A 25193-nucleotide genomic window follows, 5' to 3' on the forward strand; every position below is an offset into this window, starting at 1 on the left:
TCAGACTCCTCTTGTCTCGTCATAGTTGCGTAACGTCACAAAACAAGGTCACATGACACCATCGACCGCCCCACTACCCGTCAAAAAGACAGCCGTGGCGATTTTATTGGTATGCAAATAATATACTTTCTGCGGGGACACCGGCATTGCCTACTCCTCTGATTTGTCTCACTGCCCGTTGAAATTAAACCACATGTCGTTCAAAAGCATCACTTGAAATGCCTTGTTCAAAAATAATTGCTGCCCAAGCTTTGGCAGAATGCAGACTGTGATCCTTAAAGTTCCCGCAACTTTGAATTTCTGCGGCTGGTACTGTTGTCACCTCATCACTGACAATCTTTTCTAAGACCTTTTTAAAGACTTTGGCCAAAGTTTCAGCATCATACGGTACCCAAGAAATAACATGAAAGCCCGTCCGGCAGCCAAATGGTGAGATGTCAATAATGCCATCAATTTCATCACGAACAAGTCCAGCAAAGAGATGTTCTAGCGTGTGTAAACCACCCGTTTCAATCGCCGTTTCGTTTGGCTGCGTGAGCCGTAAATCATAGTTCGTAATTTGACCACCTTGTGGGCCAGCTTGGGTTTCAATGACCCGCACATAAGGCGCTTTAACTTTGGTGTGGTCCAGGGTAAAACTTTCAACAACTGTTTCTGACATTAGTGTTCTCCTTTAAAATAACTGATTGATTTGTTCACTTCGGTTTTGGTGCCATGATACTTAGCTGCAATGTAAGCTTGCGAAGTCTTGTCATGATAAAGTGTTAATAATTTGCGATAAGTTGAATTATGGCTTTGTTTTTCAGCAGTGGCTAGAATGTTAATATTTGCCTTGGTATGGCTATTGACATGCTCATACGCCAACGCGTCTTTTAGCACGTTCAAACCACTGGCTTGAGAAGTGGAGTTAGACATCAAAACGGCCGCAATTTTTGGATCTTTGACAACGCGTCCCCCAGTCGTGTCATCAATTTCTTGGAATTTAAAATGCTTGGGGTTACTGGTGACTTTTTCTAACCCATCTAACGCCCCAAACCCAGGTGCTAAGGTGATCAACCCATTATCAGCTAAGAGCTTTAACCCCCGCGCTTCATCTGCCAAATCCTTGGCAATGGCAATCGTTGCCCCATCTGGCAAGTCTTTCAGCGCATGATAATGGCTCGAATAAATCCCCATCGGTTCAAGATAAGTTGTCCCTAAATTGGCTAACTTACCGACTTTGCTGGTTTTGTTAAACGCATCAAAGTAGCCGTAACTTTGGAAAGCATTCACATCAACTTGCCCTTGCGCCGTGGCTACATTTAACGCCTGCCCATCGGTAAATTCTTTCACCTGAATCTTGAGATGTAATTGTTTTGCTTGCTTACTCTGTGCTAAATGGCGCCAAATATCGGCATCACTGGTCACCGATCCCACCGTTATCACGTTGGTTGGTTGCTGCTTAACCGTTGCCCAAGTGATGCCTACGACCAGTATACTCGCTAAAACCAGACTCACCCAAATTTTTTTATGCATCACATGACCTCCAAAATACGCTTCAAACGGTCGCTAATTCTTGATCGGCAATCGTTTTAATCAGCGCCAACTTGCGCCATTGATCAGGAATCGTTAAGATATTGCCCTCTTCCGTTGATGAAAAACCACATTGGGTTGATAAGGCCAATTGTGCTTTGGGCACGTATTGCGCCGCTTCATTAATCCGAGCAACCACCTCATCAACGGCCTCTAAATCTGCCGACTTAGACGTGAATAAGCCCAACACAATTTCAACATTTGGTCGCCCATTGTAAATGTCTGCTAACGGCCCAAAATCACCGGAACGTTCATTGTCATATTCGAGGAAGAACGCATCGTAATTTAACTGACCCAAATATTTGGCAACAGGTTCATAACCCCCTTCAAAAAGGTAGGTTGATTTAAAGTTACCGCGGCAAATATGGGTGGATAGCTTCAAGTCGTCTGGTAGGCCGGCCAACGCTTTGTTAATGACATAGACATCATCTTGAGCCGTTTGCTCAAACGGTGCGCGTGTAGCCGGATCATCTGCATGGGCATTCAACTGCGCAATCAGATAGGCCCAAGTCGTATCATCTAATTGAATATAGCGGGCCCCCAAGTCATAGAAATGTTGGAGCGTATCGTGATAGGCTTGGGCCAAATCGTCCAAAAACGCTTGCCACGTTGGATAGTAATCTGACCAGCCATCCGAACGCTGGTCGCGATTAATAATCAGACTCGGTGACGGAATCGTGACTTTTGGTTCCACACCTTCAGGGACAAGCGATTGAAGGTATTTGAAATCATCAAAAAACGGATGGTTCAAGTTCGCATGCACAGGGCCGTTCAAGCGAATATTAGTCGAACGGGTCTTTTCACCGTGAAATTTATACGACGCTGCTTGATCGTAAAATTCAAACCCACCAAGTTGGCCCAAAAAGTCTAAATGCCACCATGACCGGTTAAATTCACCATCTGTCACTGCCGACAAACCGGCTGCTACTTGGGCGTCAACTAATTCTTTAATCGCGGCGTGCTGCACCTGCAAAAGCGCCTCTTTAGTGATTTCGCCTTGAGCGTATTGCTCACGCGCTGTTTTCAACGCGTCTGGTCGTAAATAGGACCCGACTTGATCAAAATGGTAGTGTAATTTCTGAGCTGTTGTCATCTTTTTTCTCCTCTTGCTGATTCAATTTGTGCTAGGGCGTGGTCCAAATCTGCAATGAGATCAGCCACGTCTTCTAATCCCACGGAAAACCGTAACAGGCCTGGGGTAATCCCACTGGCTGCGAGTCCCGCTTCATCCAATTCCGCATGGCTCATCTTGGGCGGATAACTGACAATACTTTCCACCGCGCCTAAACTAACGGAAAACACCGGAATTTTTAAGGCGGCGACCACTTTTTTGGCGTTGGCTTGACTCCCAACATCAAAGCTTAACACCGCTCCCCCGCTGGTGGCTTGTTTTGCATGAATCGCATGCCCTGGATGGGTTGCCAGCCCAGGATACAATACGCGGGTGACCTTAGGATGTTGGGCTAAATGTTGGGCAATCGCTAACGCGGACTGGCTCGACTGTGCTAGCCGAACCCCCAACGTTTTAATCCCGCGTAATAACAGCCAAGTGTCTAACACGCCTAGCGTCGCGCCGACCGCATTTTGAATAAAGTAAATCCGCTCAGCTAGTTGCTGATCTTTCACCACCACCGCGCCGGCCAAAATATCAGAGTGTCCCGCCAGAAACTTGGTAGCCGAATGCACCACGATATCCACGCCTAGGTCCAAAGGTTTTTGGAAAAATGGCGACATGAACGTGTTGTCAGCAATTGTTAACACCTGATGTTGCTTGGCTAGTGCCACAATCGCCGCAATATCTGTGATTTGTAGTACTGGATTAGAGGGCGTTTCAATGTATAGCGCTTTGGTAGCTGGCGTTATCACCGCAGCCACCGCGGCCACATCGCTAAAATCAACAAACGTATGGGTAATCCCCCAGCGGGGCAAAATGTCTTCTAGTACCCGAAAAGTCCCGCCATAAACGTGCTTGCTCACCACGAGATGATCCCCTGCCGATAAGGTAAATAACACGCTGCTGATGGCAGCCATCCCCGTACTAAATAAAAAGCCCTGCGTGCCGTGTTCCAATTTGGCAATGGCAGCTTCGCCAGCTTCACGGGTGGGATTGCCAGACCGGGCATAATCAAAATGACCAAACGTCTCAAATGACGCTTGATGAAACGTCGAACTCAACTGAATCGGTGTATTAATCGCCCCTGATAACGGATCATGTGTTGTCGCAGCTTGAATTAAATCTGTCCAATCACTCATTTTTTCGCTCCTTCAATGGCTTGGACTAAGTCTTGCAATAAGTCCGTTTTATCTTCCAGCCCAGCACTTAACCGAACTAACTGATCCGAAATCCCTAACGCGTCGCGCTGCGCTTGGCTCATATCATGATGTGTTTGCACTGCGGGGATGGTAATGAGTGTTTCTGGCCCACCAAGGCTTTCGGCAAACGAGCCAATTTTTAAACCTTGCAAAAACTGGTCCACATCATACCCATCCGCCAGATAAAAACTCACCATCCCGCCAACGCCAGCATATAAGACTTTTTCCACACCCGGCACAGTTTGTAAGGCATCAGCCAAAAACGCACCGTTTTCGTGATGCCGCGCCATGCGCAAATGCAACGTTTTTAAGCTACGTAACAATAACCATGCACTGAAAGGATCTAATACTTGCCCACGGGTCACCAAACTGGCGGCTAATTGTTCGGCCAGCACGTGTTGATTCGTCACAACCGCGCCAGCCAAAATATCATTGTGCCCCCCTAAGTATTTCGTCGCCGAGTGGACAACCACATCAGCCCCAAGCGTTAAAGGTTGTTGAAAAATCGGCGTTAAAAAGGTGTTATCCACCGCCATGACAATATCTGGTCGGACGGCTTTGACTGCTTGACTGAGTGCTTGAATGTCGGTGATTTTCATGGTTGGATTAGAAGGTGTCTCCAGCCAGATCAGCTTCGTTTCTGGCTGAATGTGTGTCAAAAAGTCCTCTAAATCACGACACGCGGTGTAACGCACCCCACTGTGATCCACCAAATCATCAAAGTAACGGAAAGTCCCACCATATAAATCATCACTGGTTAAAAAATGATCCCCAGGTCGCAACAACGTGGCAAACACCAGATCAATCGCCGCCATGCCCGAACTGGTGGCAAAGCCTTGAACCCCTTGTTCCAAACGGGCCAATTGTTCTTCTAACACTTGTCGGGTCGGGGTGCTGAGACGGGCATAGTCAAAACCCGTTGACTCGCCTAATCCTGGGTGCCGATAGGCGGTTGAAAAGTATAGCGGTGTGGCGACTGCGCCAGTTTTCTCATCATCCGTTCCGTTGCCCCCTTGGGCTAATAAGGTATCAATCGTTGTTGTCATGTGTACTCCTCTAAAATATTTTATACTGGCATGGCTGGGATAAGCTCAACGACCGCCGGCCGCCGAGCTTGTTTTAGTAGCAAATACCCCCAATTCTTGAAAAACTGCCCCGCCGCAGTTGCCCAGGCATTGACCGGTTCCCCAGCTTGATAATAGTTTTCTGGGGGTAGCGTTGGCTGACCCGCTTGCTGGTCGCGTAAAAATTCATCGTGTAAGGTGTGGGTCGCATACTCTAAATGTCCGGTCACATACGTTGTGCGTTTTGTGTCGTCGCGTAAAATGAACGCACCCACGCGGTCATCACCAGCGACTTTTAACCGCTGCGCCACCGCCCGATTTGGAATGGTAAAATACCGCGAATGTGGCATGGCAAAATCAGTCATCTGCGCTAATAAGGGATGGGTTGGGCCAAATGTTGGCTGATGATGGTAGACGCCAAAAATTTTGTCCTTCACGTGCCGAACGGGAAAGTTACGTTCGACATACCCGGCCCCATACGCTGCCCAGCAAGTTAATAAACTTTCTTTCACATGCGTGTGTCGCCAAGCCAGTAGTTGCTGAAACTCATCCCAGTAGTCAATCGCCGCCACTTTTTCCTGGTCAACCGGCGCACCAGTCACAATTAAGCCATCAAATTGCCGCTGCCAAATGTCAGCCAACGTCACATAATTTTTTTCAATCAACTCACGGTCGTGCTTAATCACGTGCGTGGCTGGCACGGCAAACGTCAGCCGCACATTAAAAGGTAACTGCGCCAAGAGTTGCGCAAATTGTTGTTCTGTTTGCTGGCGATTAGGCATTAAATTCACTAATAAAATTGTCACAGTGGGTTGTAACACACGATATTGTCCTAGAATCAATTGTTCTTGTCGCAATAACCCATTTTGTAAAATCACACTCATTTTGGCCCTCGCTTTTTAACCAATAAAAAAATCCCGCAGTCTAACATTAGACTACGGGACGTGAAAATGACGCGTTACCACCCGGTGTTCATGTAGGGCTCTCGCACCCACACCTTAAACGTACGCCCGCCAAGTGTCGTCGAGAACATCTGTGACACCCTTTAGGTTATACGTTGTGCGTTAACGAGCACCACCGACTTCAACTTACCGCGCCACACAAATGGGTGCCCGCTTGCTCGTCTCTGTAACCACTCCAAGACCATTTTCCAACGGATATTTTACCGACTTCCACCAGCCATCGGCTCTCTGATTAAAATATCAGGCTGTACTTATCTCTTCAACGTTTATGTTGTCATTACTATAACTTTTATTCTGTGAGTTGTCAATAGATTTCAAATTTATTTTTTATTTAACTCACAAAAACATCATTTAAGTAACATAAACAAAACAATTAACGCTGGCATGTATTTATGGTATACTTTTCCAAAATGATTCAGGAGTATGACGATGTACGAACCTACCCATAATACAGATGCTGTCGTTGAAGAAAACATTAACAACCCAGGACGCAATGTGATGTTCCTGTCGGCTGACTGGTGTGGCGACTGCCGTGCCATCAAGCCATTTGTTCAAAACATTAAAGATACAGTAAGCCAATCAGCTCATTGGTTTGATGCTGACCGTGATGAGAACTTAGCTGTCGCCACAAAGTATAACATGCGAGGAATTCCTTCATTTGTCCTATTTGAAGATGGGCAAGAAGTTTCCCGCATTGGCCACGGCGAACGACTCACACCCCAGCAAGTATTAGATTGGTATGAAAGTACGCAAAACGCATAAAAAGCGCTGTCGAGGTGACAGCGCTTTTTTTACTCTGACAAAATTTGGCAGAATTCGATGATTTCTTGATTCGGGCCTAAAATATTGAAATAGCGAATCCCATGTTGCCAAAAAGTGGGAATGCTTTGAATCTCCTGATCGATTAACTCAAAACCCGCTGCTTTAACAGCCGCAAAGGCTTTCGTCACATCAGTCGCATCTAACGAGATATGGTTAATTGCGCCGGCATGTCCGACTGGGTCACCTTCCCATGTTTCAATCACTAGATTGTCTAATTTAAGAAAGGCACAGCGACTGTCGCCGTTGGAAAATAGCCCCGTTTGCTGAAAGCCTAACGCCTCATAAAACGCGATTGTCGCCGTAAGATCGTTGGTTGGAATACCCGCATGTTGAATCCCTGTCACATAATCTTGAATTGCCATCATAGTCTCCTTTAAATTTGAATTACTCAATGTCGTGCTTAATTTCTGTCGCAAAGTAATAGCTGACCAAAGCAAAGGCAATGGCTGGCACAATAAATGATAATTGCATTGAACCCACGGCATCAGACACAACCCCTTGGATTGCAGGGACAACTGCGCCACCAACAATCGCCATCACCAAGATAGCACCGGCTGTTTCGGTATGACGCTTATCTGTGACGTTGTCTAATGTGTGGGCGTAAATGGTTGGCCATTGTGGGCCAAAGAAGAAGCTCGCACCAACCGCTGCATAAACGGCGATCATACCCGGTGCAAACGTAGCTAACAACAAAGCAATTGTGCCGAGAATTGAATAGCCTGTTAGCACTTGGGTAGGCTTAATTTGCGTAAATAGCCAGGTTGCAACCACTTTACCCAAGAAAAAGACCACATACGAATAAATCATAAAGTTAGAAGCCGCAGCATCGGTAATATGATGATTCAAGTCTAACGCGAGACGAATCGTAAATGACCAGACCGCCGTTTGCATCCCAACGTAAATGAATTGTGCCACGATCCCTTTTTTGAAACGATAGTTGTGAGCTAAATAAGCCATTGATTCGCGGAAACTAATTTTGGCTTGTTGGGTGCCGTGCACAATTGGCTTGGCACTTGGCATCTTCGTGACTGCCAAAACAAGCAGCATCACGACTAACACGAACAAAATATACTTGTAGGGTTGCAGCGTTAATTGGAGCATCTTTTCGCCGTAGGCCAAGCGCTCTGCGCCCTGCATACCAGCCATCTTTTCAGATAAATTGCCAACCGAACCAAAAATCAAATACTTCCCAAGCAAGATACCCGCAATGCTCCCGATTGGGTTTAGGATTTGAGAAATATTCAAACGTAAATTCGCGTATTTCTTCGGTCCCATCATTGAGCTATAGGTATCACTGGCTGTTTCTAGGAAAGACAAGCCAATCGCGATGGCGAAAATAGCCACCAAGAACATCGAATACGTCGCCACACGCGAAGCGGGGAAAAATAGGCCCGCCCCTAAAATATAGGCCACCAGTCCAGTCATAATGGTCACTTTATAAGACGCTTTACGAATCACAAAGCTTGCCGGAATGGCCACCAAGAAGTACCCACCATAAAAGGCAGACTGCACAAAGGCTGTTGCCGCATCATTTAAAGCAAAAACTGTTTTAAACTGTGTAATTAAAATATCATTCAAACTCGCTGCCGTCCCCCAAAGTGGAAACATCAACGACACGATGATAAATTGGAAAAGTGGTGTTTTTTCGAGATACCCATCAGCCAACTGACCAAAATCTTTATGTTTTTTGGCAACGGCCCCAACTGAATTAATCATTCATTTTCTCCTATAACTGCAATTTGTAATTTTCTGTAAGCGCTTTCAGGAATTAATAATAACACACCCCATTTACTTTTGAAAGCCCTTTCATCAACTTGTTATTTGTGCTGTTACGCACAAATAAGCGCATAAAAAAGAGCGCCTATCTGGACGCTCTGGTTTACTTTTCAGTTTGTTGGATAAATGTTTGTACGACATCTGATGGAATAGCAAAACCCATGCCCTCCACACTGGTGCCATCAGTTGACGCAGCAATCTTTGACGAATTAATGCCAACCACCTGGCCTGACAGATTCACAAGTGGGCCACCTGAATTTCCTGGGTTAATCGCCGCATCAGTTTGAATGACTGTTTCATCACTCATGCCAGTTTCTGCGGCGGTCAGTTGGCGCTTTGGTGCTGAAATAATACCACTTGTCATCGAGGTCGCATATTCTGACCCTAATGGCGAGCCAATCGCCAAAACTTGTTGGCCAGATTGCACATTGTCACTTTGGGCAAAGCTGGCTGTTGTTTGTATGGCAGTTGTTTTAGCTTTGATTAATGCCAAATCTTTATTTTCATCTGTACCGACAATGGTAGCTTTTATCTTATCGCCACTTGCTGTGATGAGCTGGAGGGCATCAGAATTGGCGACCACGTGGTTGTTGGTAATGATGTAAACATAACCATTGGCAATTTTATAAACAACACCTGAACCTTCAGAAGCCGTCTGTTCTTGGCCAGAGTCTGCTGACTTTTGTTGTGGCTTCTGACCAAATAGGCCCGCAAAACCATCTGGTGTTTGTGGGGTATCTTTTTGCAAGTTTTGCACGGTCACAACAGCATTTTTAACGTGGTTGTAGGCTGTCGTTGCCGCATCTTGGCTCACATACGCTGTGGTTGCAATCGATGCTTGACCAGCAATGTTAGCAACTTTTTGTGTCGCTGGTTGGCGTTGGAACCATGAATTGGGTTGGGTACCAGAATAAACGACGCCACCGCCGACAAGGGCTGCGACTGCCGCAACAGAGATAAGCGCATGTTTCATCATATAGCCTCCAATTTGATAAACGTCATGTTATGCAATCACTTGACAGCGATTAAAGGGGTAAGGTAATTTTAAAAATTGTCCCTTTTGGTTGATTATCTTGTACAACAATTTTGCCCCCATGGGCGTGCACAATCCACTCAGCAATGGACAAGCCTAAGCCAGTCCCACCAGTTTCCCGATTACCTGTTTTGTCTTCGCGATAGAAACGGTCAAAGACATGTTTCTTGGCTTCATCGCTGATGCCCCGACCAGTATCGGCGACCGTCAAAACGAGCTTACGCTTCTCAACAGTCGCAGCAATCGCAACTGTATCGCCAGCTTCTGAATATTTCATGGCATTGTCAACCAGTAACACAATCAGTTGGTGAATACGCTTTTGATCGATCATCACGCGTTGGCTAACGCGTGCGGACAACAAGACTTGTTTGCCTTCAAATTCAGCCATTTCTTGATAAGGTGCGACAATTTGTGACAGGAAATCACCAATGTTGGTCGGCTCTTTTTCCAAGCGTGTCATATTCGACCCTGACTTGGCCAGCGTTAACATGTTATTGGTTAATGATGTCAAACGTCTGACTTCTGAGAGCGATAAAATAATGGCGTCTGATTGTTCTCTTACGGTGGACTCCGGATGCGTGAGCATATTTTCTAATTTACCTTGAATTACCGCCATTGGCGTCCGTAATTCGTGAGCGGCATTATTTACGAAGTCTTGTTGTTGCTGCCAAGACTTGAGAATAGGTTTCATATTCTTCAGACTAATCCAATAAGAAACCATTAAAGCCAATAAACCAAACGAACCAAACGACCATAATATGACCTTTTTAAAATGGTTCAAATTATAAATGGTATCATTCACATTCACGGTAATGACACCATATTTCACACTTCGGCCATCGTTATTTTTGGCGTCATGAATGAACTGCACACTCGCCGCACGATAATAATTGTCACCAATATGCACCGTTTTAGGTTCATCCGATTCAAAGCGTGGGGTGTACTTGAATTGTTTACTAAAAACTGCCTTTGTCGCTTCTGGCAAACGAGAATCTAATACCAAATTTTTATGGCTATCATAGAGCCAGACACTGGCCAACGTATTGGTTTCTAACAACAACGGTGCTTTCCGGTCAGCACCTTCTGCATTCGATAAGGCACCTGCCAGTTCAAATTGCCGAATTTGTTGGGTAATCGCCGCATCAGAATTCCGAAAAACGGTGCGCGTGTAAGACCAATACATCACCCCACCCAAAATTGAGAAAATGACAAAAAAACTGGCAATGAGCAGCAAGAAGCCGCGAATCTGTTGCTGTTTATTGATCACATTAGGCATCTTCTACCTCAAGAATGAAACCAATATTACGCAATGTTTTAATCAGGTCATGCTGGCCAACAGCTTCCAATTTACGACGCAAATTATTCAGGTAAATATTGACCACGTTAATCGTCGTGTCTGAATCAATCCCCCAAACTCGGTCAAATATCTGGTCGCGTGTGACAATAATGTTCTTGTTTTGCGCGAGATAGGTCAAAATATCGAACTCTTTTCCCACTAGCTTCACGGGTTGGCCGTGCACCTGAACACCACGGTTTTCTAAATTAATTAACACATCGCCAACCGTTATCATGTTATCTTCAGAATAGACACCCGCGCGGCGCAATAAAGCCTTCACCCGTAATAATAATTCTTCACGGTAAAAAGGTTTCGTTAAATAATCATCGGCGCCAACGTTAAAGCCCTCAATTTTATCATCCAACGAACTCTTGGCAGTCAAAATTAAGACAGGCGTCTCGACATTTTTCGCGCGTAAATTTTTGATGACTTCAAGGCCATTTTCACCCGGTAACATCAAGTCTGAAATAATGAGATCATAAGGTGATTCTTGGCCTTCAAATTCACCATCCAAGCCATTATCCACTGCATGAACATCCGCAAAATCTTGTAAAAAGCCAACAATGTTATCTGCCAAGTTCACATCATCTTCAATTAATAATATTTTAATTGCTTTAGCCATTTTCATATCTCCATTGTACCGTTTTCTGACCCTAATTGTAATGCTTCCTGATTAACAGGAGATTAAATCACTCACCATCCCTTGACCCAGATTAATAGATGGCCTATACTATATTTATCATGTTATCAATATTATAAATATAATCATTTCGTCAAGAAGATGTAAAGGATATGCTCATGTTTAAGAAATTCTCGCGCACCAAGAAGTTTGCCCTCACGCTCTTACTCGTCCCCTTACTTTCATTTGCCGGGTTTGCCGCGACTACGTATTTCTTTGGTGTCTTAGCACCTAGTTCAAATATCGGCGCTTTAACAACTGCCAGCCAAACGTTTAATGGCAGCATGAAGACAATTCAAGATGCTTTAACCAGCCTAACCGGTAAATTCAATACGGAGCAACAACAACATCAAGCCGATCTCGCGCAAGCACAAAGTCAAATTCAAAAAGCCAATGATAACATCAAAGCTGCTAATGCTGCTGTCGATGCTGCCAACACGGCATTAAGTGACCCTAGCGCAGGGGTTGCGCCAACAACGCAACAAGCCGTAACGGCAAATACCAACGCCAACGTGACCGACCGTACGATTGATGTTGATCCAAATAATGCCAAAACGTCCACAACCACCCCTTAAGGATTGTGCAAAAATATCAGGAGAATATAGACTATGTTCAAATCACATCCATTGCTGCTTGCATTCATGACTGCCTTTACGGTGCTAATCGGCACCGCTTCGGCTGCTTATTACTTTTTGGGTGTGAGCCCACTAGATACCGCAGGCATCAGTCGCTTAAATCAAAACATCACGCGTATGAAAGCGTTATTGTCAGCAAGCCAAATGACCAACTCACAGCTCACAACGGATCTTAACACTGCCCAAGCAACCATCACTAGCGATCAGGCGACCATGACACAATTAACCACAAATAATAGTGTGTTAGCGACTGCTGTTGCGACCCGTTATCGCTTAATTGCCGCCATCGCCACAGCGTTAAATATTCCTAATCTCGCGCAATATTACACCACACCAACCGCCCCCATGCCGTTTTACGATCAAAACGGCCAAATTCTTGATATCGATAAAATCTCCCCGGTGATCGCCAACGCCATTGCGGCGTTAAAAAATGCGAGTGCCACCAGCCAAGACTGGCAAAACAAGTATACCGACCTCCAATCTCAGGTAACCAATGCCTATCGCGCAGCTGGTGGCGACCCTGCGATTCAACCCGATGTCCCCACATTAGTCAACCAATTGGTGACACAGACGATCAATCAATTCGCCGCCCAAATTAATGCGATGGGTATTTCCGTCGCCTGGATTAATGATGGGCCAACTTACCATGTGCCTGCCAATCCGAATCTGATATTTAAAAGTCAAAACATCAGTTGGGGGACAACCACCGTTAATATCCCGGATGCGAGCGGACAACTCGGTGCCGTCACGTTACCAGTCATTTGGCGGGGCGCTGCCAATGATCAATTTATTTGGGATGGGTTTGGTTGGGTGATTTACAAAAATGGCCAAATATATACCGATGCCACTGATGATAATGGTCAAGCAATCGGCCTATCTTTTGTTGACTTAAGCGCGCTTACCACGCGCATTAAAATGCCTGACGGGACGTATCGCGTGATTCTTTGGGGTTCCACCGCACATATTTTTGCAAAGGCCTTTATGCCTGATTTAAATACTTTGCCCGGTGGCGCTAATCTTTACCAATTTGCCTTTGATGCCCAAAATAATTTTATTGCAACCCCCTATAATAGCTATCAAAACCCCGGACACTATCAATTCAATGCCCCAGCCAATGCTAAAGACGTTGATCCAACGACTCGCAGTCGTGACTATTACCGTTACGACTATACAGCCACTACCACGGATGCAACTGGCAAACCAACTACTCTGCATAAATCACTTGCCATACCGATGGTCCCCCTGTGGCAAACTATCAAACCTTAAAAAAACGACAACTGTCTCAACAGTTGTCGTTTTTTTATTGCCCAACAAGTTCTTTTTCTGATAAGTGCAAGACGCGCCACATGGTTAACTCAATACACCAAGTGACTGCAAAAATACCAACTAAAATCATCCCTAATTGATTAAAATCTAGGCCACTCGCCCAATTGGTTAAAGGATTATGCCAATGCCATAGTACCCGGGTGGCTTGGACAAAATCAACAAAGCTAATAAAGCCAGCTGCCATAATCGAGATCCCAGTTAAAATCAAATTATAATACACCTTCCGATACGATGAGGCGACAATCCAAGTGTAAGTTGTGCTCATGAACATACCGTCTAGTGTGTCCATCAGACACATCCCCGCTGTAAATAACAATGGAAAAGCTAACGTGGTATACCAAGCAATCCCAGCATTTGCAGCGGTAGCTGATGTGGCTAAGACCGCAATTTGTGTGGCAGTATCAAACCCTAGGCCAAAAAGAAAGCCCACCACAGCGACTTGCCAATTGTGTTGAATCAGCTGTAATAATTTTAGGAAAAATTGATAAATACCAGATTGCTGATAGGCTGTGTCAGGCGTTTGTTGCGTATTTTGACGGCCAGCCTGGCGAAATTCTCGCCAAATGCCCCGTAAAATAAACGTATTGACGACAGTCAAGAGTAATAGCATGGTGGCTGCAATCATGGTGCCAAAAACACCACCAATTTGTTCAAAAACCGGCAACGTATGTTTGGCCCACTCAACAAATAAAACCGTCACCAGCGCCATCAATACAACCACCATCGAATGCCCAAACGAGAAGGCAAAGCCAACCCCGCGCGTGTTTTTACCGTCATTGAGCATTTTACGTGTCATATTATCAATGGCGGCAATATGATCGACATCAAAAGCATGTCGGAGCCCAAAAGTGAAAGATAAATAGGCCATCCCAAGCATTTCTGGGTACCGAGCCACCCCAGACATGAGCAACAGTACTCCAGCCAATAAAATGAGCAGAATAAAGCTCCCATATCGGATCACATCTCGCTGGAAAATGGTTGTTTTGACGCGTGCTATCATCGCAAATCTCCTTCGTGTTGTTAATAATAAAAGCCGTGACGATAATCCCAAGTTGGGAAGATATCACTCAAGTGATGCATAATGCGATCCACTGCAAGTCCCTTACGAATCAGTACCGGCGCTGGTTGGACGCCAACTTGACCCTTTTGTTCCGGAATCAAGTGACCGGTTGCATCAACCATGGACACCATCACGCCTTGTTCATAGCGTGTTGCAATCGATTTGTCCGGTTGGATACTGGCAACATAGTCATCAGCAGCAATAATTAAGTCGGCGGCTTGTTCGATCTGTGTCCCAATCCCTGCCACCAAACCACGATTTCCTTGACCGGATGGGTTGGCAGAACTTGCAAAAGTAAAGCGATGATGTTCTTCCCACATGGTTTTAGCTATTTGTTCACTTGGCGTGCCAAACTTAATGACAAAACAACTCGTCTCACGTTGGTCCATCATCAACTCTTCACTCCCATCTTGGGGAATCAACGCTTTGCCGCTCGCGCGCCAAGGTAGAATGCACCCCAGCAAAATATCCTCATCCCAGTGTTTTTGATAAAGGGCTTCAATTTCCGGCGTCATTTGAGCCAAAGTGCGAACCTGAGCCATCGAACCACATAAGACCACACCAGGCTTGTTGCGCCGTCTATTTTTGGCAGCAAATTTACGCTCAAGTCCCTGTTTATCTGACGTCATGATAATGTAGCCAACTTTTGTTGGACTAACAATCATGCCCCCTTCGCCGCCCAAAATGGCGACCGCTTCTTCTTGGACTTGGCCAGACCAAGTCACTGTATTTGTTTGAACTGTCATGTTTCAATTACTCCTTGTTTAATTAAATTGTGGTCGTTGTTGCTCGTAGGCCGTAATGGCATCAGCATATTTCAATGTGACATCGATATCATCTTCTCCGTGAATAAATTTTTCTTTCCATTGCGGATTAATATCAAAGTGGTAGTGATGGTTTTGGTAAGTGACTGTTTGGGCCGGCAAATCAACTATTAGTGATTCATTGGGGCCAATTTGTCGCAGTTGCTGGCGATCGGCGGCAGGTAATACGATAGGTAGCAGCCCATTTTTGGTGGCATTCATGTAAAAAATGTCGGAAAAGCTCCCTGCAATCACAACGCGAAAACCATAATCCGTCAACGCCCAGACTGCATGTTCACGAGATGAACCCGACCCAAAATTCTCACCTGTAATCAAAATTGTTGCCCCAGCATGTTCTGGGTGATTCAAAACAAAATCAAGGTTTGGCGCGCCGTCTGACAGATAACGCCAATCATAAAAAAGGTGCTGACCAAACCCCGTTTTTAAAATATTTTTTAAGAACTGTTTGGGTAACAAAATATCTGTGTTAATACTATCGTCTGGTATGACCACCGCTTGGCCAACTGTTTTCACAAATGCCTGCATCTGTTTTATTCCCCCTCATCTAGTGTGATATCTACAAAGTGACCCGCAATCCCTGCGGCAGCCACCATCGCTGGCGACGCGAGGTGCGTGCGTGAGCCAGCACCTTGCCGACCGATAAAATTACGATTAGAAGTCGAGGCAACATGCTTCCCGGCCGGTATTTTATCGGGATTCATCGCCAGACAAGCAGAGCAGCCTGGCTCGCGCCACTCGCAGCCCGCATCTTCAAAAATTTTTGCAATACCTGTTGCAATCGCACGGTTGCGAATGGCGCGACTCCCTGGCACAATCCAAGCTTGAATATTTGGCGCCAGGTGTTTGCCCGCCATGATTTGAGCGGCAATTTCAAGATCTTCATACCGGCTATTGGTACAAGAGCCGATGAAAATGTAATCCAGCGGTATCGCCGTCACCGGCATTCCTGGCTGGAGTCCGATATAGTCATACGCTGCCTGGTCATTATCATCTTTTACCGCTGGCAACGTCTGATCCACTGCTGTTGCCATCCCCGGATTCGTCCCCCAAGTCACCATCGGTTTTAAATGTGTCACATCAAATGTCAAGACTTGGTCGAAAGCGGTTTCGTCATCAGTGGCCAATTGTGTCCAGTAGGCTTTTGCGGCGGCAAAATTTTTCGGCGCAAATTCACGTCCCGCCAGATAATCAAATGTTTTTTGATCTGGCTGTACCATCCCAGTTTTCGAGCCGGCTTCAATAGACATGTTACACAGCGTCATCCGCCCGGCCATCGAAAGGGATTTAATGGCCTCTCCAAAGAATTCAATCGCATAGCCGGTGCCAAACGATACCCCATATTGGGCAATGATACCCATAATAATATCCTTGGCGTAGGTATTTTTAGGCAGTTGCCCCGTTACCTTAATTCCCATTGTTTTGGGCTTCACCTGCCAAATGGTTTGTGTCGCCATGACATGTTCGACTTCAGACGTGCCAATGCCAAACGCAATGGCGCCAAAAGCCCCATGGGTTGCAGTATGCGAATCACCACAAACAATGACTTTTCCTGGTTGGGTCAACCCGCGTTCTGGCCCGACGACATGCACAATGCCTTGTTTGTCATCGCCAATAGAAGCCAACGGCACCCCAAATTCTTGCGTATTTTTCACCAAGGTATCCATCTGTAAACGTGACATTTGATCTTGAATATTAAAAATATCTTTTGTTGGCACATTATGATCCATTGTTGCAAACGTTAAATCCGGTCGTCGAAGACGCCGATTGGCTTGTCGCAAACCATCAAAAGGCTGTGGCGACGTGACTTCGTGAATCAAATGTAAATCAACATAAATGAGTTGTGCTGACCCTAACTCACCAGCAATCACGTGCGTTTGCCATATTTTATCAAAAAGCGTTTGACTCATCGCACACCCTCCGCTGCTGGCTGAGTCACCGCTGCGACAATATATTGCGTGACAGCTTCAGTTGTCGCTTGCCCGCCCATATCTGGCGTCACGACCTGAGCTGCGATTGCTTGCGCCACAGCTGCAGTCACACGTTGAGCCAGCTGCTTTTCGCCAAAACTTTCAGATAACATCATGGCAACCGTGTGAATCATCGACATTGGATTGGCAATCCCTTGACCTGCAATGTCTGGGGCTGAACCATGAATTGGTTCGTAAAGTGCGGGTCCTGATTCACCGACTGACATCGAGGGAATTTGCCCAATTGAGCCAGTGATTTGAGCGGCTTCATCACTGAGAATATCACCAAAAAGGTTGGGCGTAATAATCACGTCAAAGGTGGCAGGTCGTGCAATAATGCCCATTGCCATGGCATCAACATAGGTGTAATCTACCATGACCGCCGGGTAATCTTGGGCAACCTCACGCGCCACGCGCCGCCATAATTTTGAGGTGGCTAACACGTTAGATTTGTCCACAATCGTGACATGTTGGCGCCGTCCTTGGGCAAGTTGGAAGCCTTTATGCATAATGCGTGAAATTTCTGACACCTGATATGCCATCGTGTCAATCGCGTAAGTCTCTGCCAACACCCGTGGTTCACCAAAATAGGCGCCCGACGTCAGCTCACGAACAATCACAAAGTCCGTCTGCCGGGCCAATTCAGGCTTAAGCGGCGAACGTGCCACCAAGGCATCTGAAATACGCGTTGGCCGAATATTAGCATATAAACCAAGCGCTGCCCGTAACGCCAATAACCCCTGTTCGGGCCGTTTAGGCGCTTGATCCCATTTTGGCCCGCCAATGGCACTAAGTAAAATGGCATCCGATGCTTGCGCTTGGGCTAGGGTTGCTGCCGGTAAAGGGTCGCCAGCTTGGTCGATGCCGGCACCGCCAAACGGTAGCGCAACCAGTCGGTACTGAAACGTCGTATTTTTAGTGACAGCTGCTAATACGGCTAGCCCAGCCGCCATAATTTCTGGGCCAATATAATCCCCTTTTAGGACAGCAATTGTTTTAATTTCAGTCATGATTTGCCTACCATTTCTTTTTGAAAAATCTCTTGCATCATCGCTTCCATTTGTTGATCCGACACGATATCGGTTACTTCAGCGAGCTGTTTAAATATTGGAAAAATTGTCGCCATCATCTCTCGTGTGACTGGAAAGCCCAACGCCGTGAGTTTTTGCATGACTGCATGTGAGCCAGATAGCTTTCCCAGTGGTAGTGAGGCTTTTGCCCCCACCATTTCGGGCTTTAAAATTTCATACGTTGCTGGATGCTTTAAATACCCATCTTGATGAATGCCTGATTCATGCGCAAACGCATTGCACCCCACAATGGGTTTATTCCGTGCAACCGGCATGTGCGTGGCATGAGCCACGAGATCTGAAATTGCCTTTGACTGTGGTAATTGAATGGGTGTTTGTCGTTCAAAAGCCCTTTGTCGCACATACAAAGCAGCTGCTGCTTCAATCACGTCCACATTGCCGGCACGTTCCCCAATCCCATTAATGGTCCCTTGAATTTCATTGGCGCCATGCGCAACCCCCATCAAAGCATTCGCGGTCGCCATCCCCAAATCATTGTGCGTATGAGTTGACCAACCAACACGTTCATAACCTGCCACATGTGCTTGTAGGTAATCAAATACCGCCCCATATTCTTCTGGTGTGTCGTAACCGACCGTATCAGGAATATTGATCATCGTTGCCCCAGCAGCAATTGCTGCTTGCACAGCGCTAGCTAGAAAGGGCAATTCGGTACGCGTGGCATCTTCTGGTGAGAAGATCACATCTGGTACCCATTGACGCGCATACGTGACTTCTTTGGTAATCGCAGCGATGATTTCATCTGGTGTCATGTGCAACTTGTAGTCCCGATGCACCGGCGACGTTGCGATAAATAGATGAATTGCTGGGCATTTTGCCATGCGTGTGCTTGAATCGCTTGGTCAATATCCGATCGTACGAGCCGTGCAAGGCCAACGACCTTCGCTTGGGTAATGGTTTGCGCAATTTTGACGACCGCATCAAAATCTTTTTGTGATGCTGCTGGAAAGCCGGCTTCAATGGCCGATACCCCGTAAGCTTCTAATGCCGTGGCAATGGCCACCTTATCTTCAATTGAGAAATTCACCCCAATGGTTTGCTCCCCATCACGCAAAGTGGTGTCGTAAAACGTTATTTGTTGTGTCATTTGCATTCTCCAAAATAAAAACGCCCGAATCAGTCATTACGACTGGTTCGGGCGTTATACCACACATGCTTTCACCACCAGTCGTTAGATTATGACCTAACAACCAGCTTTAAAAGCTCAACTTGCTAGGTATATCTGAGCAAGTTGAGGCTGAGCACTTGATTTTGATTCGTCATCATTGCAGTTTGCTTCATGTGAGTTTTTTCCTTTTCATTTAATGCATTAATCATAATGCCAACACCTCATTGCGTCAACCAAGCCAATAAAAATATGCCAATTTTATATAAAATACTGACTTAAAGTCCTAAGGCCATTTTTGCATAGCGAGACATCCGATCAATCGTCCAAGCCGGTTCCCACTGCAGCACCACTTCGGTTGATGTCACTGCTGGCAAAATTTTTAAGGCATCATAAATCATCTCTGTCAATAACGCCGTTAGCGGACACCCCATTGTTGTTAAGGTCATATTGATCAAAACATGCCCTTTGTCATCACAGTGCACGTGATTAATTAGCCCTAAATTCACGATATCAATGCGTAATTCAGGATCAATCACGGATGACAGGGCCGTCATAATTTGTTCGTCACTTGCTGCTGTCATATCTAACCTACCGATCCCACCATTTCAAATTTCATCAACCGATTCAATTCCACGGCATATTCCATCGGCAACGCTTTGGTGAACGGTTCGATGAAGCCCATTACAATCATCTCGGTGGCCTTTTCTGCTGAAATCCCACGCGTCATCAAATAATACAATTGCTCTTCTGACACACGAGAGACCTTGGCTTCATGTTCCATCGATACATTCCCATTTAGAATCGTATTGTAAGGAATGGTGTCGGCCGAAGAATGATCATCCACCAAAATCGTATCACACTCCACGTGGGCAAATGAACCATCGGATTCTCGGCCAAATTTAATGGTACCGCGATAATCTGTTTTCCCACCATCATGTGCGATGGATTTAGAAATAATGGAAGACGAGGTATTTTTAGCATGATGAATCATTTGGGCTCCTGAATCTAATTGCACGCCCTGACCGGCCACTGCAATTGATAGCATGGTGCCGCGCGCCCCTTCCCCTTCCAAATAAACAGATGGATACTTCATCGTTGTTTTTGAGCCAAAGTTTCCATCCACCCAGGCCATGGTGGCATTCTCATATGCGGCCGCGCGCTTGGTTTCTAACGAATACACATTATTGGACCAATTTTGAATGGTGGTGTAACGACAATAAGCATCCTTTTTAACAATGACTTCAACCACCGCTGCATGTAAGGCATCCCCTGAATACATCGGTGCTGAGCACCCCTCCACATAGTCGACATGCGCGCCTTCATCCACAATAATTAACGTGCGTTCAAATTGCCCTTCATTGGCCGTATTGATTCTAAAATACGACTGAATCGGCGTGGTCACATGGACCCCTTTTGGCACGTAAATAAATGTCCCACCAGACCACACTGCGGCGTTTAAAGCCGCCAATTTATTATTGGTTGGCTTGACCAATGACCCAAAATAAGCTTGGACTAATTCTGGATATTCTTGTACGGCCGTGTCAGTGTCGGTAAAGATAATCCCTGTCTTCTCAAATTCGGCCTTCATCCGGTGATACACTACTTCTGATTCATACTGGGCAGACGAGCCGGCCAGCCAGCGCCGTTCGGCTTCGGGGACACCTAGCCGTTCAAAGGTAGCCTTCAGTTGCGCCGGCACATCATTCCAATCGCGATATTTTTCATGCGTCGGTTTATTGTAATAATAAATATCGTCAAATGAAATCTCGCTTAAATCCGGTCCCCAAGTTTGCATGGGCATGGCCAGATACGTTTGATAAGCCTGCAAGCGATAAGCTAACATCCAATCTGGCTCGTGCTTTGCTGCTGAAATTTGGCGAATGATCGTTTCATTGAGCCCTTTGCCCGTTGAATAAACGGCCGTATAATCATCTTGAAAACCAAGTGTCGTCGCTTTATCGTCTGCAATCGCTTCACGTGTGCGTGCTAACGCCTCTTGTCGTTCAATATCCATTAAACCTCCTCCGTTTCTGTGAGTAACGCTGTGAGCGCATGCCAGGCCAATGTGGCACATTTAATCCGCGCAGGAAACTTCACCACCCCCGCCAAGAGTTTGGCTTCACCCAAACTGGATAAATCTTTGGCCTCACCCATCGTCATCTTTGAAAAAGTCGCTGCCAATGCCAATGCCGAACCCACGGTTTGGCCAATCATTAAATCTGTCATGATTGACGCCGAAGCCATTGATATCGCACACCCATCCCCATCAAAATGCATGGCTTTAACGCGGCCATCTGCTACCGTCACTGCCAGATGGATCACATCCCCACAGGTCGGGTTTAATTTGGTTACTTGACAGGGATCGTCAGGCGTGACAGGGTGAAAATGGTGCGGCTGTTGTGCATATGCCATCACGGTTTGCCGATATAAATTATCTAATTGCTGTAAGGCCATGTTCAAAATAATCCTTTATGTCTATTAACGTCTTTATCAGGCGGTCAATGTCGGCACGCGTATTGTAAAGGTAAAGGCTTACGCGTACTGTTGCGGCAACCTGAAGGGCTGCCATTAACGGTTGGGCACAATGATGCCCCGCCCGCACAGCGATGCCTTCTTGGTCAAGGGCAGTGGCGACGTCGTGGGCATGGATACCAGCTAAATTAAAACTAATCACGCCCACATGTCGTTGGCTATCTTGTGGGCCATAAATGATCACCCCAGGTATGGCTTGTAATTGGGCCAGCGCATAACTGGCTAATCCTTGTTCATATTCTGCGACTTGTGCCATACCGACATGCGTTAAATAATCAACGGCAGCACCCAAACCAATCGCCCCCGCCACATTGGGTGTACCGGCTTCAAAACGCCAAGGTAAGGGCTGAAATGTCGCTGATTGCTGCGTCACCGTGGCAATCATTTCACCACCAAATTGTGCCGGTGGCATCGCATCTAAGACTGCCTGTTTACCATATAAAACGCCAATACCCATCGGGCCCATCATTTTGTGCCCAGAAAAAGCAAAAAAATCAACCATTAGCGCCTGCACATCAATCGCCATGTGTGGCGTAGATTGGGCACCATCAGCTAAGATCACTGCGCCCTTCGCATGTGCCAATGCTGCCAGCGCCTTGATTGGATTAACGACGCCTAAAACATTTGACATGTGGGTCACGGCAACTATTTTTGTTCGTGCCGTAATTTTTCGCTGGGCATCTGCCATGTCTAAACACCCGTCATCCGTCAAAGCGATGTATTTCAACTGGGCACCGACTCGCTGAGCTAGTTGCTGCCAGGGGACAATATTTGAATGATGCTCCATCTCAGAAATCACAATCTCATCACCGGCCCCAACATGCGCCACGCCATAAGTGCTCGCCACCCAGTTAATTGCTTCGGTCGTCCCACGCGTAAAAATAATTTCCTCACGATGCTGGGCGTGAATAAATTGTTGCACTTTGTCACGCGCTGCTTCATATTGTTGCGTGGCGCGTTGTGAGAGGTCATAAATTCCCCGATGCACATTTGCATTATCGTGCATGTAGTACGTTGTCAGGGCTTGTATCACTTGTCGAGGTTTTTGCGCCGTAGCCGCGCTATCAAGGTACAAGAGTGGCTGACCATTCATTGTTTCTTGTAAAATTGGAAAATCATTGCGTTCACTGTTCATCTTGTAGTTTTCTCTCAATTTCTGCAATCACCCGTTGTCGTGCTGATGGTGTGGGGAGCGCTGCCAAGACATCCCCCAGAAAGCCACGAATCACTAATCGACGGGCAACCGTTTGGCTTAAACCACGACTCATCAAGTAATACAACTGCTGTTCGTCCACCCGACCGACTGAGGCCGCATGTCCGGCTGTGACGTCATTTTCATCAATTAATAATAACGGATTGGCGTCCCCACGCGCGCGACGTGATAACATCAACACCCGTGATTCTTGTTGGGCATCGGCGCCTTTTGCCCCTTTGATGATGCGACCAATACCATTAAAGACCAGTGTTGATTTATTTAAAATGACGCCGCGTTGAAAAATGTGTCCGACTGAATGGCGACCAACGTTTTGGACGGCCGTCACAAATCCTTGCGTTTGCTTTTGATAAGTTAACGCACTAACACAGACATGTGTTGTGGCGCCCTCGCCGTTGGCATGACTACGTAATTCAGTCAACACTTGCCCGTCACTAAAGGCCACATTCGCACAGTCGACGGTGGCTCGGTCATTAATTTGTGCTTGGCGGTTAATGTAGGCGGTTGTTTGGGGGCCAAACTGATCTAAGTTAGCATAGTTCACCTGGGCATCTGCCGCCGCGATGAGTTCAATCACAACGGATGCCTTGGTTTTTTGATCACCAATGGTGTTAAGTTGTTGCAATAAGCTCACTTTAGCATGCGCCCCCACATAAATTAATAGGCGCGCGACCAAATCATCACCGGTCAGGGCTAGCTGATTTAAGACCAGATGTAAGACATCGGGTACCACGACGTGGGCCGGAATATACAGAAAGATGCCCGTATTATACTGCACAGCGTTTTGGGCCGTTAACCGATCTGCGGTGGCAGGAATCACACGGTGCATCAAATCAGCAACTAACTCTGGCCATTGTTTTTGGGCAGCCATGAGACTAGTTAGTCGCACCCCTTGGGCCTGCAAATCAGCGGATAAGGCTAAATAGGTCGTTGTCAGACCACTCACTTCAATGCCTGATTCGTCGGTTAAAAATTGCGGCGTCTCATACGTGGCCTGACTTGGCGATAACGCATCCAACTGCCACGCCGAATAACGCACTTTAGGAAAATCAGGTAGCGGTAATGTTTGTGCATCAATCATGTGCAACCTCCACATATTGATCAGCGTCTTCATCAGTCAAAACAATATCTAAGCCCAATTCATCTCTTAACCCAGCATACCCTTCTGCCTCCAGTTTTTGAGCTAAAGCGGCGTCTCCTGTTTTGACAATTTTACCGCCCATCATGACATGAACATAGTCTGGCACAATATAATCCAATAAGCGTTGATAATGGGTGATCATTAATGTGCCAAAATCCTTGGAACGCATATGGTTCACCCCACGTGAAACGACCTTTAAAGCATCAATATCCAACCCTGAGTCAATTTCATCTAAAATCGCAATTTTGGGTTGAATCATCATCATTTGTAAGATCTCATTACGTTTTTTTTCACCGCCCGAAAAGCCAGCATTCAAATAGCGATCGGCCATTTCTTCCGTCATCCCTAAAAATTCGCGTTTCTCATCCAGTTGTTCAATAAAAGCCATAATCCCCATCTGCTGATCTTCTGGACGACGTGCATTGATGGCCGCGCGCATAAATTCCGCATTCGTGACCCCTTGAATCTCTGAAGGATACTGCATGGCCAAAAATAGGCCGGCCCGTGCGCGTGCATCAACCGGCAAATCACTTAAATCTTGCGCATCTAAATAGATATGTCCGGCTGTAATTTCATAGGCTGGATGTCCCATAATCGTTTGAGACAACGTCGATTTCCCTGTGCCATTTGGTCCCATAATGGCGTGCATTTCACCCGTTTTAACTGTTAAGTTCACGCCTTTTAAAATTTCTTTGCCAGAAACAGCGACATGTAAATTTTCAATCCGTAATGTTGTCAT

The 25193-nt window shown here is 46.2% G+C and carries 25 protein-coding genes and 1 pseudogene; 3 read left to right on the top strand and 23 right to left on the bottom strand.

What is annotated here, in order from left to right:
- Positions 1 to 184: 184 nt before the first annotated feature.
- Genes HF966_RS02150 through HF966_RS02175 form a run of 6 tightly spaced genes read right to left on the bottom strand, consistent with a single transcriptional unit; the run spans position 185 to position 5833 of the window.
- The gene (locus HF966_RS02150; protein WP_168676024.1) at positions 185 to 661 is read right to left on the bottom strand and encodes an S-ribosylhomocysteine lyase; all 477 of its coding nucleotides are present in this window, start codon (positions 659 to 661) and stop codon (positions 185 to 187) included.
- A complete protein-coding gene (locus HF966_RS02155) occupies positions 661 to 1515 on the bottom strand; it encodes a MetQ/NlpA family ABC transporter substrate-binding protein (protein ID WP_168676025.1) in 855 nt (284 codons plus the stop codon). The genes HF966_RS02150 and HF966_RS02155 overlap by 1 nt, the downstream gene beginning before the upstream one ends.
- A gap of 22 nt (positions 1516 to 1537) precedes the next feature.
- Positions 1538 to 2665: a vitamin B12 independent methionine synthase gene (locus HF966_RS02160; RefSeq protein WP_168676026.1), complete on the bottom strand. Its 1128-nt coding sequence runs from the start codon at positions 2663 to 2665 to the stop codon at positions 1538 to 1540.
- Positions 2662 to 3825: a trans-sulfuration enzyme family protein gene (locus HF966_RS02165; RefSeq protein ID WP_168676027.1), complete on the bottom strand. Its 1164-nt coding sequence runs from the start codon at positions 3823 to 3825 to the stop codon at positions 2662 to 2664. The genes HF966_RS02160 and HF966_RS02165 overlap by 4 nt, the downstream gene beginning before the upstream one ends.
- Positions 3822 to 4931, bottom strand: a complete 1110-nt coding sequence (locus tag HF966_RS02170) for a trans-sulfuration enzyme family protein (protein ID WP_168676028.1) — start codon at positions 4929 to 4931, stop codon at positions 3822 to 3824. The genes HF966_RS02165 and HF966_RS02170 overlap by 4 nt, the downstream gene beginning before the upstream one ends.
- A gap of 20 nt (positions 4932 to 4951) precedes the next feature.
- On the bottom strand, positions 4952 to 5833 hold the full coding sequence (locus HF966_RS02175) for a homoserine O-acetyltransferase/O-succinyltransferase family protein (protein WP_168676029.1): 882 nt from the start codon (positions 5831 to 5833) through the stop codon (positions 4952 to 4954).
- 507 nt (positions 5834 to 6340) lie between these two features.
- On the opposite strand from HF966_RS02175, the gene HF966_RS02180 reads away from it, so the two are divergent.
- Entirely contained in the window at positions 6341 to 6673 is a 333-nt protein-coding gene (locus HF966_RS02180; protein WP_168676030.1) for a thioredoxin family protein, read from the top strand.
- Positions 6674 to 6702: 29 nt separating this feature from the next.
- On the opposite strand, the gene HF966_RS02185 is transcribed toward HF966_RS02180, so the two are convergent.
- The 5 genes from HF966_RS02185 to HF966_RS02205 all read right to left on the bottom strand — a co-directional run bounded on the left by HF966_RS02185 (position 6703) and on the right by HF966_RS02205 (position 11500).
- A complete protein-coding gene (locus HF966_RS02185; protein ID WP_168676145.1) occupies positions 6703 to 7095 on the bottom strand; it encodes a VOC family protein in 393 nt (130 codons plus the stop codon).
- A 22-nt stretch (positions 7096 to 7117) separates the two neighbouring features.
- Positions 7118 to 8449 carry an L-fucose:H+ symporter permease gene (gene fucP / locus HF966_RS02190; protein ID WP_168676031.1) on the bottom strand — a complete coding sequence of 444 codons (1332 nt, stop codon included), beginning with the start codon at positions 8447 to 8449 and terminating at the stop codon, positions 7118 to 7120.
- A gap of 163 nt (positions 8450 to 8612) precedes the next feature.
- Positions 8613 to 9482 carry a S1C family serine protease gene (locus HF966_RS02195; protein WP_168676146.1) on the bottom strand — a complete coding sequence of 290 codons (870 nt, stop codon included), beginning with the start codon at positions 9480 to 9482 and terminating at the stop codon, positions 8613 to 8615.
- Positions 9483 to 9534: 52 nt separating this feature from the next.
- Positions 9535 to 10818, bottom strand: coding sequence for a sensor histidine kinase (locus tag HF966_RS02200; RefSeq protein ID WP_168676032.1), 1284 nt, complete (start codon positions 10816 to 10818; stop codon positions 9535 to 9537).
- Complete coding sequence (locus HF966_RS02205) at positions 10811 to 11500, bottom strand: response regulator transcription factor (RefSeq protein ID WP_168676033.1); 690 nt, start codon at positions 11498 to 11500, stop codon at positions 10811 to 10813. Before HF966_RS02205 ends, HF966_RS02200 begins: the two co-directional genes overlap by 8 nt.
- Before the next feature lie 176 nt (positions 11501 to 11676).
- On the opposite strand from HF966_RS02205, the gene HF966_RS02210 reads away from it, so the two are divergent.
- Both HF966_RS02210 and HF966_RS02215 read left to right on the top strand, forming a co-directional pair.
- A complete protein-coding gene (locus tag HF966_RS02210) occupies positions 11677 to 12132 on the top strand; it encodes a hypothetical protein (protein ID WP_168676034.1) in 456 nt (151 codons plus the stop codon).
- 33 nt (positions 12133 to 12165) lie between these two features.
- Positions 12166 to 13458, top strand: a complete 1293-nt coding sequence (locus HF966_RS02215) for a hypothetical protein (protein ID WP_168676035.1) — start codon at positions 12166 to 12168, stop codon at positions 13456 to 13458.
- A 34-nt stretch (positions 13459 to 13492) separates the two neighbouring features.
- Here HF966_RS02215 and HF966_RS02220 read toward each other — a convergent pair whose 3' ends face one another.
- The 12 genes and pseudogenes from HF966_RS02220 to sufC form a co-directional block, all read right to left on the bottom strand.
- Positions 13493 to 14518, bottom strand: coding sequence for a HoxN/HupN/NixA family nickel/cobalt transporter (locus tag HF966_RS02220; protein WP_168676036.1), 1026 nt, complete (start codon positions 14516 to 14518; stop codon positions 13493 to 13495).
- A 20-nt stretch (positions 14519 to 14538) separates the two neighbouring features.
- Complete coding sequence (locus HF966_RS02225) at positions 14539 to 15324, bottom strand: L-threonylcarbamoyladenylate synthase (RefSeq protein ID WP_168676037.1); 786 nt, start codon at positions 15322 to 15324, stop codon at positions 14539 to 14541.
- 18 nt (positions 15325 to 15342) lie between these two features.
- Positions 15343 to 15927 carry a 3-isopropylmalate dehydratase small subunit gene (leuD, locus tag HF966_RS02230; RefSeq protein ID WP_168676038.1) on the bottom strand — a complete coding sequence of 195 codons (585 nt, stop codon included), beginning with the start codon at positions 15925 to 15927 and terminating at the stop codon, positions 15343 to 15345.
- A 5-nt stretch (positions 15928 to 15932) separates the two neighbouring features.
- Positions 15933 to 17309, bottom strand: a complete 1377-nt coding sequence (leuC, locus tag HF966_RS02235; RefSeq protein WP_168676039.1) for a 3-isopropylmalate dehydratase large subunit — start codon at positions 17307 to 17309, stop codon at positions 15933 to 15935.
- The gene (gene leuB / locus HF966_RS02240) at positions 17306 to 18379 is read right to left on the bottom strand and encodes a 3-isopropylmalate dehydrogenase (RefSeq protein WP_168676040.1); all 1074 of its coding nucleotides are present in this window, start codon (positions 18377 to 18379) and stop codon (positions 17306 to 17308) included. Before leuB ends, leuC begins: the two co-directional genes overlap by 4 nt.
- A pseudogene (locus HF966_RS02245) lies at positions 18376 to 19547 on the bottom strand (2-isopropylmalate synthase). Before HF966_RS02245 ends, leuB begins: the two are co-directional and overlap by 4 nt.
- Positions 19548 to 19843: 296 nt before the next feature.
- Entirely contained in the window at positions 19844 to 20149 is a 306-nt protein-coding gene (locus HF966_RS02250) for a metal-sulfur cluster assembly factor (protein WP_246586628.1), read from the bottom strand.
- A 2-nt stretch (positions 20150 to 20151) separates the two neighbouring features.
- Positions 20152 to 21582, bottom strand: a complete 1431-nt coding sequence (gene sufB, locus HF966_RS02255; RefSeq protein ID WP_168676041.1) for a Fe-S cluster assembly protein SufB — start codon at positions 21580 to 21582, stop codon at positions 20152 to 20154.
- Positions 21582 to 22022, bottom strand: coding sequence for a Fe-S cluster assembly sulfur transfer protein SufU (gene sufU / locus HF966_RS02260; protein ID WP_168676042.1), 441 nt, complete (start codon positions 22020 to 22022; stop codon positions 21582 to 21584). Before sufU ends, sufB begins: the two co-directional genes overlap by 1 nt.
- Positions 22000 to 23235 carry a cysteine desulfurase gene (locus HF966_RS02265; RefSeq protein ID WP_168676043.1) on the bottom strand — a complete coding sequence of 412 codons (1236 nt, stop codon included), beginning with the start codon at positions 23233 to 23235 and terminating at the stop codon, positions 22000 to 22002. Before HF966_RS02265 ends, sufU begins: the two co-directional genes overlap by 23 nt.
- The gene (sufD, locus tag HF966_RS02270; RefSeq protein ID WP_168676044.1) at positions 23225 to 24394 is read right to left on the bottom strand and encodes a Fe-S cluster assembly protein SufD; all 1170 of its coding nucleotides are present in this window, start codon (positions 24392 to 24394) and stop codon (positions 23225 to 23227) included. The genes HF966_RS02265 and sufD overlap by 11 nt, the downstream gene beginning before the upstream one ends.
- Positions 24387 to 25193 carry a Fe-S cluster assembly ATPase SufC gene (gene sufC, locus HF966_RS02275; protein ID WP_168676045.1) on the bottom strand — a complete coding sequence of 269 codons (807 nt, stop codon included), beginning with the start codon at positions 25191 to 25193 and terminating at the stop codon, positions 24387 to 24389. The genes sufD and sufC overlap by 8 nt, the downstream gene beginning before the upstream one ends.

Source organism: Leuconostoc holzapfelii, from assembly GCF_012396485.1.
GTDB classification, from domain to species: Bacteria; Bacillota; Bacilli; order Lactobacillales; family Lactobacillaceae; genus Leuconostoc; species Leuconostoc holzapfelii.

Bases quoted from the DNA above. Each gene is read 5' to 3' on its own strand.
- HF966_RS02150 (WP_168676024.1), bottom strand. From the start codon at position 661: ATGTCAGAAACAGTTGTTGAAAGTTTTACCCTGGACCACACCAAAGTT.
- HF966_RS02155 (WP_168676025.1), bottom strand. From the start codon at position 1,515: ATGCATAAAAAAATTTGGGTGAGTCTGGTTTTAGCGAGTATACTGGTC.
- HF966_RS02160 (WP_168676026.1), bottom strand. From the start codon at position 2,665: ATGACAACAGCTCAGAAATTACACTACCATTTTGATCAAGTCGGGTCC.
- HF966_RS02165 (WP_168676027.1), bottom strand. From the start codon at position 3,825: ATGAGTGATTGGACAGATTTAATTCAAGCTGCGACAACACATGATCCG.
- HF966_RS02170 (WP_168676028.1), bottom strand. From the start codon at position 4,931: ATGACAACAACGATTGATACCTTATTAGCCCAAGGGGGCAACGGAACG.
- HF966_RS02175 (WP_168676029.1), bottom strand. From the start codon at position 5,833: ATGAGTGTGATTTTACAAAATGGGTTATTGCGACAAGAACAATTGATT.
- HF966_RS02180 (WP_168676030.1), top strand. From the start codon at position 6,341: ATGTACGAACCTACCCATAATACAGATGCTGTCGTTGAAGAAAACATT.
- HF966_RS02185 (WP_168676145.1), bottom strand. From the start codon at position 7,095: ATGGCAATTCAAGATTATGTGACAGGGATTCAACATGCGGGTATTCCA.
- fucP (WP_168676031.1), bottom strand. From the start codon at position 8,449: ATGATTAATTCAGTTGGGGCCGTTGCCAAAAAACATAAAGATTTTGGT.
- HF966_RS02195 (WP_168676146.1), bottom strand. From the start codon at position 9,482: ATGAAACATGCGCTTATCTCTGTTGCGGCAGTCGCAGCCCTTGTCGGC.
- HF966_RS02200 (WP_168676032.1), bottom strand. From the start codon at position 10,818: ATGCCTAATGTGATCAATAAACAGCAACAGATTCGCGGCTTCTTGCTG.
- HF966_RS02205 (WP_168676033.1), bottom strand. From the start codon at position 11,500: ATGGCTAAAGCAATTAAAATATTATTAATTGAAGATGATGTGAACTTG.
- HF966_RS02210 (WP_168676034.1), top strand. From the start codon at position 11,677: ATGTTTAAGAAATTCTCGCGCACCAAGAAGTTTGCCCTCACGCTCTTA.
- HF966_RS02215 (WP_168676035.1), top strand. From the start codon at position 12,166: ATGTTCAAATCACATCCATTGCTGCTTGCATTCATGACTGCCTTTACG.
- HF966_RS02220 (WP_168676036.1), bottom strand. From the start codon at position 14,518: ATGATAGCACGCGTCAAAACAACCATTTTCCAGCGAGATGTGATCCGA.
- HF966_RS02225 (WP_168676037.1), bottom strand. From the start codon at position 15,324: ATGACAGTTCAAACAAATACAGTGACTTGGTCTGGCCAAGTCCAAGAA.
- leuD (WP_168676038.1), bottom strand. From the start codon at position 15,927: ATGCAGGCATTTGTGAAAACAGTTGGCCAAGCGGTGGTCATACCAGAC.
- leuC (WP_168676039.1), bottom strand. From the start codon at position 17,309: ATGAGTCAAACGCTTTTTGATAAAATATGGCAAACGCACGTGATTGCT.
- leuB (WP_168676040.1), bottom strand. From the start codon at position 18,379: ATGACTGAAATTAAAACAATTGCTGTCCTAAAAGGGGATTATATTGGC.
- HF966_RS02250 (WP_246586628.1), bottom strand. From the start codon at position 20,149: ATGACAGCAGCAAGTGACGAACAAATTATGACGGCCCTGTCATCCGTG.
- sufB (WP_168676041.1), bottom strand. From the start codon at position 21,582: ATGGATATTGAACGACAAGAGGCGTTAGCACGCACACGTGAAGCGATT.
- sufU (WP_168676042.1), bottom strand. From the start codon at position 22,022: ATGGCCTTACAGCAATTAGATAATTTATATCGGCAAACCGTGATGGCA.
- HF966_RS02265 (WP_168676043.1), bottom strand. From the start codon at position 23,235: ATGAACAGTGAACGCAATGATTTTCCAATTTTACAAGAAACAATGAAT.
- sufD (WP_168676044.1), bottom strand. From the start codon at position 24,394: ATGATTGATGCACAAACATTACCGCTACCTGATTTTCCTAAAGTGCGT.
- sufC (WP_168676045.1), bottom strand. From the start codon at position 25,193: ATGACAACATTACGGATTGAAAATTTACATGTCGCTGTTTCTGGCAAA.